At 69.4% G+C, this 12,170-nt stretch carries 7 protein-coding genes and 1 rRNA gene; 4 read left to right on the forward strand and 4 right to left on the reverse strand.

Annotated features, from left to right (window positions below):
* From M8542_RS16585 to dnaE, 4 genes are all read right to left on the reverse strand, one after another.
* A 16S ribosomal RNA gene (locus M8542_RS16585) occupies window positions 1-110 on the reverse strand; the annotation flags it as partial.
* Window positions 111-469: 359 nt separating this feature from the next.
* On the reverse strand, window positions 470-1,660 hold the full coding sequence (locus tag M8542_RS16590; RefSeq protein ID WP_257921068.1) for a low temperature requirement protein A: 1,191 nt from the start codon (window positions 1,658-1,660) through the stop codon (window positions 470-472).
* Between the two features lie 427 nt (window positions 1,661-2,087).
* Window positions 2,088-3,563: an MFS transporter gene (locus tag M8542_RS16595; RefSeq protein WP_257921466.1), complete on the reverse strand. Its 1,476-nt coding sequence runs from the start codon at window positions 3,561-3,563 to the stop codon at window positions 2,088-2,090.
* Between the two features lie 103 nt (window positions 3,564-3,666).
* On the reverse strand, window positions 3,667-7,251 hold the full coding sequence (gene dnaE / locus M8542_RS16600; protein ID WP_257921069.1) for a DNA polymerase III subunit alpha: 3,585 nt from the start codon (window positions 7,249-7,251) through the stop codon (window positions 3,667-3,669).
* Between the two features lie 512 nt (window positions 7,252-7,763).
* Here dnaE and M8542_RS16605 point away from each other — a divergent pair.
* The 4 genes from M8542_RS16605 to aspA are packed head-to-tail and all read left to right on the forward strand — an operon-like array spanning window position 7,764 to window position 12,128.
* The gene (locus tag M8542_RS16605; protein WP_257921467.1) at window positions 7,764-8,411 is read left to right on the forward strand and encodes a FadR/GntR family transcriptional regulator; all 648 of its coding nucleotides are present in this window, start codon (window positions 7,764-7,766) and stop codon (window positions 8,409-8,411) included.
* A complete protein-coding gene (locus M8542_RS16610; protein ID WP_257921070.1) occupies window positions 8,408-9,826 on the forward strand; it encodes an amino acid permease in 1,419 nt (472 codons plus the stop codon). Before M8542_RS16605 ends, M8542_RS16610 begins: the two co-directional genes overlap by 4 nt.
* On the forward strand, window positions 9,823-10,740 hold the full coding sequence (locus M8542_RS16615) for an asparaginase (RefSeq protein ID WP_257921071.1): 918 nt from the start codon (window positions 9,823-9,825) through the stop codon (window positions 10,738-10,740). Before M8542_RS16610 ends, M8542_RS16615 begins: the two co-directional genes overlap by 4 nt.
* Window positions 10,737-12,128, forward strand: coding sequence for an aspartate ammonia-lyase (gene aspA / locus M8542_RS16620; protein ID WP_257921072.1), 1,392 nt, complete (start codon window positions 10,737-10,739; stop codon window positions 12,126-12,128). Before M8542_RS16615 ends, aspA begins: the two co-directional genes overlap by 4 nt.
* Window positions 12,129-12,170 lie beyond the last annotated feature (42 nt).

Genomic DNA, 12,170 nt, shown 5'->3' on the forward strand with positions numbered 1-12,170 from the left:
ACTCACCCGTTCGCCACTCATCCCCGGCCGAAACCGGTTCAGCGTTCGACTTGCATGTGTTAAGCACGCCGCCAGCGTTCGTCCTGAGCCAGGATCAAACTCTCCAACAATGAACAGTTTAATCGAGGCAATTTAATGCTCTCAAAGGAACCTCATACGAGGTTCAATACATAAGCTCTACTGGCTTAGTTCACTAGCACACTGTTGAGTTCTCAAGCAACACACTCTGAATCCACCCGCTTTATCGGCGGCTGAGACTCTCGGCATTTGTTTCAAGCTTTGTTCCGAGGCTACCACCTCGGTTCAGGACCACCCACTCTACCACCTTCGTGGGAGCTTGGTTCGTGGCCCCGGCGGCCGCCCGGTTTCCCTGGCGACTTGGAGAACTTTACATGCCCTCGAAACCCCCTTGCACAGGGGGGTCCCTTTATTCGCGCCAGGCCCCTGACCTGCGTCGATCCGGAGCGAGCTACGGCTGCGGCCGGCCGTGGGTCGCGACGACCGTGACGACGACGAGCGCTGCCACGAGCGCCGCGGCGACGTGGATCGGCGCCGGCGTGAACGACGCCGCGAACACCAGCACCGCCGCCACCGGGAAGCCGATCGCGATCGGGCGGCACTCGTTGGTCGGGCCGATGTGCAGCAGCCACACGCTCAGCAGGAAGACCGCGACCGGGATCGTGGTCGGGAACGCGGCCGCCACCCCGTCCAGGTGCAGGGTCCCCGTGTCGTAGGCGACCGCGACCTCGAGCCCCGCCCCGACCGCCGCCACGGACGCGAAGATGAAGTAGTGGCCGTAGCCCCAGCTCATCGACGTGAACATCGTCGGGCGGCGGACGAGCCGCGCGTGCCCCGGCCGGTCGAAGTACAGCCACCACATGCCGAACACCAGCACCAGCCCGGCCGCGGCCAGCGACACCAGCGCGCCGGTGTGCCCGGGCTCCGCCGTGCCCTCCTTGATCGCGTTCGTCGCGCTGAGGATCACCTCGCCCAGCACGATCAGCGTGAACAGCCCGTACCGCTCGGCGATGTGGTGCGGGTGCCAGGCCGTCCCCCGCCGGCGCTCCGCCCAGACCGGGACGGCCATCTCCAGCACCGCGAACAGCGCGAACGCGGCCAGCCGCACCCCCTCCGGCAGCCACAGGTAGGACACCCACAGCACCTGGACCACCGCGATCCCGGTGGCGTAGCGCAGCGCGGCGGGCCGGCAGCCGGGATCCGACCGCGCGGCCCGCAGCCACTGGAACACCATGGCGAGCCGCATCAGGACGTACCCGATGACCATCAGCCGGAAGTCGCCTTCGAACGCGCTCGGCACCGCGGCCGCGACGGTCAGCCCACCGGCGATCTGCACGAGCGTGGCCAGCCGGTACGGCACGTCGTCGGTGTCGAACGCCGAGGCGAACCAGCTGAAGTTCAACCAGCCCCACCAGACCGCGAAGAACACCATCGCGAACGACAGGACGCCGTGGGCGGCGTGGCCCTCGGCCAGCGCGTGGTGCATCGACGACGCGGCCTGGCCGACGGCGACCACGAAACAGAGGTCGAACAGCAGCTCCAACGGCGTCGCGACGCGGTGGTGCTCACCACTGTCGCGCGACCGCATCGGCCGGTACCACGTGCGGATCCGGCGCTCCGGCCACGACGGCTGCTCGGTCATCGGACTCCCCGCGTCGGTGTCGGACGAAACGCGTTCATCCCAACATGATCAGCGCGGTGGAAGCGAGCACGACACGGGCGAAAAGGACGGACGGGCCCGGTTCCCCCTCACCCGGGCCCGCCCGCCGCCGTCACGCGCCGGTGGCTGCCGATGGGCATCCCTTCCGCGAATGCCGGACGGTCCCCCGCGGACGCCGACACTCACTGGACGGAAGGTGACCGAGTGTGTCCATTCCCTCGAACTCCGGACGCCTCGATCGCTCAGGCCGGTCACCCCATCCCCGGGTGGCCGACCGATTGCCACTGTCGGTAGCCGAAGCCGCGCAGTGAAGGCTCCATAAGATCTACCTGGTTGCTCTGCGTAGCACCAGTGTCTTTCCGTGCTCGTCACTCGGATGGAGCATCGCGAATCTGCCGTCAGTAGTCTCTCAGCCTCGCTGCACGTCGGCGGCGGATGTTTCGGTCTCCCGCGCTTCGCGTTCCTCCTCGGATGCCCGATGGCGTCGCGCCCGGAGCTCGGCGACGGCCAGCGCCAGCGCCCCGCAGGTCAAGACGGCCGCGCAGCACAGCGCGATCGTCAGGGCGAGCGGGTAGTCGTTCGCCGCGCCGACGACCGTGCCGAACACCGACGCCAGCACCGCGGTCCCGATCGCGGTGCCGATCCGCTGCCCGGTCTGCAACGCGCCGCCCGCGACCCCGGCCATCCGCACCGGCACGCACTCGAGCGTCAACGTCGTGTTCGGCGAGATCACCATCCCGCCGCCGACCCCGGCGAACAGCAGCGGCAGCGCGAACGCCCAGCCTGCCCACGCCGGGGTCGCGAGCTCGGCCAGTGCCGCGACGCCGAGCAGCCCGAGGGCGACCATGGCCAGCCCGGCGACGGTCAGGCGCCGGCCGAACTTCGGCACCAGCCGCCCGGCGATCGCGGCGGACACCGCCGAGCCGAGCGCGAACGGCGTCACCGACAGGCCCGACTGCAGTGGCGAATAGCCGAGGCCCTGCTGGAAGAACATCGCGAAGACCAGCCAGATCCCGGCGAACCCGCAGAAGTAGAGCGCGCCGACCGCGGCACCCGCGGCGTAGCCCGGGGTGCCGGTGAACAGGCGGGTGTCCAGCAGTGGTGACCGGCCGTGGCGGACCACCCGCTGCTCCCAGCGCACGAACGCGCCCCCGAAGGCGAGCGCGATGACGAAGAGCCACCACAGCCGCCCTGGGCCGCCGTCGTCGGACTGGATCACCGGGAGCAGCACGCCGAGGACGGCGACGGCGAGCAGGACGATGCCGACGAAGTCGATCTCCGACCGGATCCTGAGCGGCTTCTTCTCACTGCGCGGCAGCAACCGCAGGGCCAGCGCGAACGCGAGGACGCCGATCGGGACGTTGACGTAGAAGACCCAGCGCCAGCCGTCCTGCGCGCCGAAGACCGCGAGGATGAACCCGCCGAGGATCGGGCCGACCGCCGTCGAGATGCCGACGACGGCCCCGAACATGCCGAACGCGCGGCCGCGCTCGGCGCCGCGGAAGAGGTCCTGGATCAGGCCGGTGTTCTGCGGGGTCAGCATGCCCGCGGCCAGACCCTGGGCGAGCCGCGCGAGCACGAGCGTCGTCTCGTTCGGGGCCGCGCCGGCCAGCGCGCTGGTGACGACGAAGCCGGCGAGGGCGCCGAGGAACATGTTCCGGCGGCCGAACGCGTCGCCGAGGCGGCCGCCGGTGACCAGGACCAGGCCGAACGCGAGCGCGTAGCCGGAGACGACCCAGCGGATGCCGCCGCTGCTCGCCTGCAGCCCGGACTGCATCGACGGCAGGGCGACGTTGACGATGCTGACGTCGAGCAGGCCCATGAACCCCGCGGTGAGCGAGACGGCGAGGGCTTTCCAACGCCGGGGATCGGGTTCGTAGGTCATCGGAAGGTCGGCCTCACGCAAGTTCACGGGCGGGGGGTACCCCACTCAGCAAACACGAAAGACGGGATCCGCGCGCGTTGTGCCTGCGGATCCCGACTTTTCGTCACGTACTGGCGGTGATTCCGCGGATCCCCTTGAGCTCGCCGATCAGCATGGAGCTGACCTTGACCGGGTAGTCGTACAGCGCGAAGACCGTCTGGTTCTTGCCCACCAGCTTCAGGTGGACCGGGGTCTCGCCCTTGTGGGCCAGCAGCGTGGACCGCAGCTCGCTCACCACCGACTGGTCGATCTTCTCGGCCGCCGCGAGCAGGACCAGCGGTGGCTCGTCGTCGCCGTTGCCCGTGCCCACCTCGGACAGGTCCAGCGTGGCCAGGCCGCCGCCGAAGACCGACATCTTGTCTTCGCGCCAGTTGACCCGGCCCTTGACCAGCACCGCGTTGTCTTCGATCAGCTCACCCGCGAACAGCGCGTACGACTTCGGGAAGAACAGCACCTCGAGGGAGGCGTCCATGTCCTCGACCGTGCAGATCGCCCAGGGCTCGCCCTTCTTGTTGACCCGCCGCTCCAGCGACGTGATCAGCCCTGAGATGACGATCTCGCCTTCGCGCGGCGGATCGGCGAGGATCCCGGCGATCGGCTTCGGGGCGTGCTTGCGCAGGATGCGCTCCGCGCCGTCGAGCGGGTGCGCCGAAACGTACAGGCCCAGCATCTCCCGCTCGTAGGCGAGCAGCTGCTTGCGCGGGTACTCCTCCTCGCCGAACTTCAGGTGCGCGAGCGGGGACGACGACGGCGCCGCCTCCCCCTCGTCGCCGCCGAAGCCGAACAGGTCGAACTGGCCCATCGCCTCCTGGCGCTTGAGCGGGACCACGGCTTCCACCGCGTCTTCGTGGACCTGGATCATCGACAGCCGCGTGTGGCCGAGCGAGTCGAACCCGCCCGCCTTGATCAGCGACTCGATCACCCGCTTGTTGCAGGCCACGAGCTCGGACTTGTCGAGGAAGTCGGTGAAGGAGGCGTACTTGCCCTTCTCGCCGCGGGTCTTGATGATCGACTCGACGACGTTCGCGCCGACGTTGCGGACCGCGCCCATGCCGAAGCGGATGTCTTCCCCGACGGCCGCGAACCGCAGGGCCGACTCGTTGACGTCCGGCGGCAGCACCTTGATGCCCAGGCGGCGGCACTCCGACAGGTAGACCGCCGACTTGTCCTTGTTGTCACCGACCGACGTCAGCAGCGCCGCCATGTATTCGGCGGTGAAGTTCGCCTTGAGGTACGCCGTCCAGTAGGAGACCAGGCCGTACGCGGCCGCGTGGCTCTTGTTGAACGCATAGCCGGCGAACGGGAGGATCGTGTCCCAGAGCGCCTTGACGGCCTCGGCGGAGAACCCGCCGGGGACCAGGTCGCTGGCCTTCATGCCGGCTTCGAAGCCCTCGTACTCGAGGTCGAGGACTTCCTTCTTCTTCTTACCCATGGCCCGGCGGAGCACGTCCGCGCGACCCATGGTGTAGCCGGCCACCTTCTGGCCGATGTGCATGATCTGCTCTTGGTAGACGATCAGGCCGTAGGTGTCGGCCAGGATCTCCCGCAGCGGCTCGTCGAGCTCCGGGTGGATCGGCTTGACCTTCTGCCGGTTGTTCTTCCGGTCGGCGTAGTCGTTGTGCGCGTTCATGCCCATCGGGCCGGGGCGGTAGAGCGCGCCGACCGCGACGATGTCGTCGAACACCGTGGGCTCCATGCGGCGCAGCAGGTCACGCATGGGCCCGCCGTCCAGCTGGAACACGCCGAGCGTGTCGCCGCGGGCGAGCAGCTTGTAGGTCTCCGGGTCCTCGACACCGAGGGTGTCGAGGTCGATGTCGATCCCGCGGTTGGCCTTGATGTTGTCGATCGCGTCGCCGATGACCGTCAGGTTCCGCAGGCCCAGGAAGTCCATCTTCAGCAGGCCGATGGCCTCGCACGACGGGTAGTCCCAGCCGGTGATGATCGAGCCGTCGTCACGCTGCCAGAGCGGGATGGCGTCGGTCAGCGGGTCGCACGACATGATGACCGCGCAGGCGTGCACACCCGCGTTGCGGATCAGTCCTTCGAGGCCGCGGGCGGTCTCGAAGATCGTCTTGCACTCGTCGTCGGTCTCGACCAGGGCGCGGACCTCGGCGGCCTCGCCGTAGCGCTCGTGCTTGTTGTCGACGATGCCCGAGAGCGGGATGTCCTTCGCCATGATCGGCGGGGGCAGCGCCTTGGAGATCTTGTCCGCGATCGCGTAGCCGGGCTGGCCGAAGTGGACCCGCGCGGAGTCCTTGATCGCCGCCTTGGTCTTAATGGTGCCGAAGGTGATGACCTGGGCGACCTTGTCCGCGCCGTACTTGTCGGTCGCGTACCGGATCATCTCGCCGCGCCGGCGGTCGTCGAAGTCGATGTCGATATCGGGCATCGAGACGCGTTCGGGGTTCAGGAACCGCTCGAACAGCAGCTTCTGCGGGATCGGGTCCAGGTTCGTGATACCGAGCACGTACGCGACCAGCGAGCCGGCGGCCGAACCACGGCCGGGGCCGACGCGGATGCCGACGCGGCGGGCGTAGGAGATGAGGTCGGCGACGATCAGGAAGTAGGCCGGGAAGCCCTTCCCGATGATGACGTCGAGCTCCTTCTCGATCCGCGCGTCGTAGCCCTCGGGCGGGCCGCCCGGGAACCGCCAGGCCAGCCCCTTCGCGACCTCTTCGCGCAGCCAGCCGCCCTGGTCGTAGCCCTCCGGGACCTCGAAGAACGGCAGCCGGTCCTTGTGCGCGTACACCTCTTCGTACGACTCGACGCGCTCGGCGATCAGCAGCGTCGTGTCGGCCGCGCCCGGGACCTCCTTGTCCCAGTACTCGCGCATCTCGGCGGCGGACTTGAGGTAGTAGCCGTCGCCGTCGAACTTGAACCGGGTCGGGTCGTTCAGCGTCTTGCCGGCCTGGACGCACAGCAGCGCCGAGTGCGTGTCGGCCTGGTCCTTGGTGACGTAGTGCGAGTCGTTCGTCGCCATCGGCTTGAGGTCGAGCAGCCGGCCGATCTCGAGCAGGCCCTCGCGGACCGACCGCTCGATCGGCAGGCCGTGGTCCATCAGCTCGAGGAAGAAGTTGTCGGCGCCGAAGATGTCCTTGTAGTCGGACGCGGCCTGGATCGCCGCTTCCTTCTGGCCCAGCCGCAGCCGGGTCTGGACCTCGCCGGACGGGCAGCCGGTGGTGGCGATGATGCCGGCGTGGTTCTCGGAGATCAGCTCGCGGTCCATGCGCGGCTTGCGGTAGTAGCCCTGCATGCTGGCCAGCGAGGACAGCTTGAACAGGTTCCGCAGCCCGGTGGCGTTCTGCGCGAGCATCGTCATGTGGGTGTAGGCGCCGGCACCCGAGACGTCACCGCCCTCACCCAGCTCGTCCGAGCCGCGCTGGTTGGCCTGCCCCCAGAAGACGGGCTTCTTGTGGAAGCGGCTCTCCGGCGCGATGTAGGCCTCGATGCCGATGATCGGCTTGAGGCCCGCCTTCTTGGACTGCTGGTAGAACTCGTCGCCGCCGTACATGTTGCCGTGGTCGGTCATGCCGACCGCGGGCATGCCGAGGCGCGCCGCCTCCGCGAAGAGAGGGGCGATCTTCGCCGCACCGTCGAGCATCGAGTACTCGGTGTGGACGTGCAGGTGGACGAAGGAATCGTTCGACACCAGCGAAAACCTCCCCTTGGTGAATGGGACCGGCGCGCCCGGGTCCCCCACCCTAACCCGTGGCGCTCTCGCTCCCGACACGTGCTCGCCGGGTCGATTCTGCTCCTCCCGGGGCGTGTTCGGCTGCTGCGACGCGCCACCGCTTCGGGCGGTGCTGATCACGGTGCGACGGGCGGGTACGAGGCGCGGTCGGGTGGTCACGCGGGGACGCCGGACGGGTGGGTGAGGCACTCCGGCGGAGCTCTTCTCGCGCGACGCCCGGGGCGCGGGCGGGCCGGGTCGGTTGCCGGCGGGCGAGGTGAGCGAGTGGCATCACGCGTGATCAGGGAGGCATCATGCGTGACTGGAGGGGCATCACGCGTGACCGGGGAGGCATCACGGCCGTGGCGGTGAGGTGAGCCACACCCCCGGTCGCCGCGTTGACAGGCGACCCGGGGGAACCGAGCATTCCCCGCATGAACCTGTCTGACAGCCAGACAGCCGGACAAGGTGGTCCCCGCCGGGTGAGCGCCATGGAGGCCGTGCTGGCCCACCTGCGCAAGCTCATCGAACGCGGTGACTACCCGGTCGGCGCCAAGCTGCCTTCCGAGGCGTCCCTGAGCCGGGAGTTCGAGGTCAGCCGGTCGGTCATCCGCGAAGCCCTGCGCGGGCTGCAGGCGCTCGGCATGACCGAGTCGAAGACCGGCAAGGGCACCTTCGTGACCGCCACCGGCCCCGCCGACAACCCGACCTTCGGGCCGTACTCCGCCCGCGACCTGATCGAAGTGCGCCGGCACGTCGAGATCCCCGTCGCCGGCTACGCGGCCCTGCGCCGCAGCCAGGACGACCTCGACCTGCTCGCCCACCTCGTCGAGCGGATGGACGCCGAGACCGACAACACCGCGTGGGTCGCGCTCGACTCGCTCTTCCACATCAGCATCGCCCAGGCCTCGGGCAACCCGGTGTTCGGGAAGGTGATCGAGGAGATCCGGGACGCCCTCGCGCGGCAGTCCGCCTTCCTCAACCAGCTCGGCGACCGGCGGCGGCAGTCGAACGCCGAGCACCGCGCGATCGTCACGGCGATCGAGAGCGGCTCCGAACCGGAAGCCGTCGCAGCCATGACCGCGCACCTCACGCACGTCGAAGCCACTCTCACCAGCATCGTGAACGGGGACCAGTGACCGAACAGACCCTCACGGCCCCCGCCGACGCGGGCGACGCCGGCTACAACAAGGCGCTGAAACCGCGTCACGTCAACATGATCGCGATCGGCGGCGCGATCGGCACTGGCCTCTTCCTCGGCGCCGGGGGCCGGCTCGCCCAGGCCGGGCCGGCGCTCGCGATCGTCTACGCCGTCTGCGGGCTCTTCGCCTTCTTCGTCGTCCGCGCGCTCGGCGAACTCATTCTTTACCGGCCGTCCAGCGGCGCCTTCGTCTCCTACGCCCGCGAGTTCATGGGCGAGAAGGGCGCGTACGTCGCGGGCTGGATGCACTTCCTCAACTGGTCGACCACCGGCATCGCCGACATCACGGCGATCGCGCTCTACGCGCACTTCTGGTCGTTCTTCTCGCCGGTCCCGCAGTGGGTGCTCGCGCTGATCGCGCTCGCCGTCGTCCTGACGCTGAACCTCGTCTCGGTGAAGCTGTTCGGCGAGATGGAGTTCTGGTTCGCCATCGTCAAGGTCGCCGCGCTCGTGCTGTTCATGCTGATCGGGATCTTCCTGCTGGTGACGCAGACGCCGATCGACGGCGCCGCGCCCGGCCCGCAGCTGATCACCGAGCACGGCGGGATCTTCCCGACCGGCCTGCTGCCGATGGTCCTGATCGTGCAGGGCGTCGTGTTCGCCTACGCCTCGGTCGAGCTGGTCGGCGTCGCCGCCGGCGAGACGGAGAACCCGGAGAAGATCATGCCGAAGGCGATCAACTCCATCATGTGGCGGATCCTCGTCTTCTACGTCGGCTCCGTGGTCCTGCTGGCGATGCTGCTGCCGTGGAGCTCCTACACCAAGGACCAGAGCCCGTTCGTCACCGTCCTTTCGCACCTCGGCGTGCCCGCGGCGGACAGCGTGATGAACCTGGTCGTGCTCACCGCGGCGCTGTCCAGCCTCAACTCCGGGCTCTACTCGACCGGCCGGATCCTGCGCTCGATGGCGAAGGCGGGCTCGGCGCCGAAGTTCACCGGCGTGATGAACCGCAACCAGGTGCCCTACGGCGGCATCCTGCTGACGGCGTCGGTCTGCGTGCTGGGTGTCGGGCTGAACTACGTCGTGCCGAAGGACGCCTTCGACATCGTGCTGAACTTCGCCGCCATCGGCATCCTCGCCACTTGGGCGATCATCGTGGTCTGCCACCTGTTGTTCGTCCGCAAGGCGAAGCGCGACGGCCTCGAGCGGCCCGCGTTCCGGCTGCCGTTCTCGCCCTACACCGAAATCGCGACGCTCGTGTTCCTCGCCGCGGTCGTCGTGCTGATGGGCTTCGACGAGACCGGCCGGATCACCCTGCTGGCGCTGCCCGCGATCGCCGTCGCGCTCGTCGCCGGCTGGTTCGCCGCGCGCAAGCGGATCGACATGCGTGCGTTCGACGAGGAGGGCATGTGAGCCACGAACCCCTAATCGAGCTCATCCGCGACGGCATGGTCGAGGGCGTCCACCACGGCTCGGCGATCGTGCTCGCCCCGGACGGCACGACGCTGTTCACCGCGGGCGACCCGGACGCCGCGATGTACCCGCGCTCGACCGCGAAACCCCTGCAGGCCACGGCGATGGCGCGGCTCGGGCTGCGCCTGTCCCCCGCCGGGTTCGCCATCGCCGCCGCGAGCCACTCCGGCGAGCCGATGCACCTCGACGCGGCTCTCGACGTGCTCGACGGCCGCTCCCCCGACGCGCTCGGCAACCCCGCGGACTTCCCGTTCGACCCGGTCGAACGCGACCACTGGGTCGCCACCGGCCGCGCGCCGAGCCGGCTGGGGCACAACTGCTCCGGCAAGCACGCGGCGATGCTCGCGACGTGCGAGCTGAACGGCTGGCGCACCGAGGGCTACCTCGACCCGGCGCACCCGCTGCAGCGCGCGATCGCCGCCACCGTCGAGGACCTGACCGGGCGTCCCATCGAGCGCGTCGCCGTCGACGGCTGTGGCGCGCCGCTGTTCGCGACGACGTTGCGCGGGCTCGCGACGGCCGTTTCGAAGATCGCCACGGCCGCGCCGGGCACACCGGACCACCTGGTCGCCGAGGGCATCCGGGCGCACCCGGAGCTGGTGGGCGGCAGCCGCCGCGACGTCACCGCCGTGATGCGCGCGGTGCCCGGGCTGATCGCGAAGGACGGCTTCGAGGCCGTCCAGGTCGCCGCGCTGCCGGACGGCACGGCGCTCGCGTTCAAGATCGCCGACGGCGGCGACCGCGCCCGCTACCCCGTGCTGGCCGCGACGCTGAAGCTGTGCGGCGTCGACGTCCCGCCCGGCCCGGACAACCTGCGATTCACCGGAAACCTTCCCGTGGGGAGCCTGCGATGACCACCCGCCGCGAACACGACCTGCTGGGTGACAAGGACGTCCCCGCCGACGCGTACTGGGGTGTGCACACCGCCCGCGCCCGCGAGAACTTCCCCATCACCGGCACGACGATCGCCGCCTATCCGCACCTGATCGAGGCGCTCGCCGCGGTGAAGGAGGCCGCGGCGCGCGCCAACGCCGAACTGGGGTTGCTCGAGCCGGAGATCGCCGACGCGATCGGCGAGGCCTGCCGGGAAATCCGCGAAGGCGCGCTGCACGGCGAGTTCGTCGTCGACGTCATCCAGGGCGGCGCCGGGACGTCGACCAACATGAACGCCAACGAGGTCATCGCGAACCGCGCGCTGGAGCTGCTCGGGCACGCCAAGGGCGACTACCACGTCGTGCACCCCAACGAGCACGTCAACCTGAGCCAGTCGACCAACGACGCGTACCCGACCGCGGTGAACGTCGCGACGATCCTCGCCGTGCGCGAGCTGTCGGCGGCGATGGTCGTGCTGGAGAAGGCGTTCGCGGCCAAGGCCGTCGAGTTCCACGACGTGCTCAAGATGGGCCGCACGCAGCTGCAGGACGCGGTGCCGATGACGCTCGGCCAGGAGTTCGGCACCTACGCGGTGATGCTCGGCGAGGACCGGCTGCGCCTCGGCGAGGCCGTCGCGCTGCTGCACGAGATCAACCTCGGCGCGACCGCGATCGGCACCGGACTCAACGCCGCCCCGGGGTACGCCGAGGCCGCGTGCCGGCACCTGCGCGAGATCACCGGGCTGCCGGTCGTCACCGCCGCGGACCTCGTCGAGGCGACGCAGGACTGCGGTGCGTTCGTGCACCTTTCCGGTGTGCTCAAGCGGATCGCGGTGAAGCTGTCGAAGAGCTGCAACGACCTGCGGCTGCTGTCTTCGGGGCCGCGGGCCGGGCTCAACGAGATCAACCTGCCGCCGGTGCAGGCCGGGTCGTCGATCATGCCCGGCAAGATCAACCCGGTGATCCCCGAAGTGGTGAACCAGGTCGCGTTCGAGGTGATCGGCAACGACGTCACCGTGACCATGGCCGCCGAGGCCGGGCAGCTGCAGCTCAACGCGTTCGAGCCGATCATCCTGCACGCGCTGTCGGAGAGCATCACGCACCTGGGCGCGGCCTGCCGGACGCTGGCCACGAAGTGCGTTTCGGGCATCACCGCCAACGTCGACGTCCTGCGCGCGTACGTCGAGAACTCGATCGGCCTGGTCACGGCGCTGAACCCGAGCATCGGCTACGCGGCCGCGACCGAGATCGCGAAGGAGGCGCTCGCGACCGGGCGGGGCGTGGCCGAGCTCGTCGTCGAGAAGGGGCTCATCCCGGCCGAGGAGCTGGCGAAGCTGCTGCGTCCGGAAAGGCTCGCGCGGGCGAACTGAGGTACCGTCGGATCCGGAAGGATCGACTCCACTTCGGAAGGC

Origin of the sequence: Amycolatopsis iheyensis, from assembly GCF_024703995.1 — a bacterium.
Lineage (GTDB): Bacteria > Actinomycetota > Actinomycetes > Mycobacteriales > Pseudonocardiaceae > Amycolatopsis > Amycolatopsis iheyensis.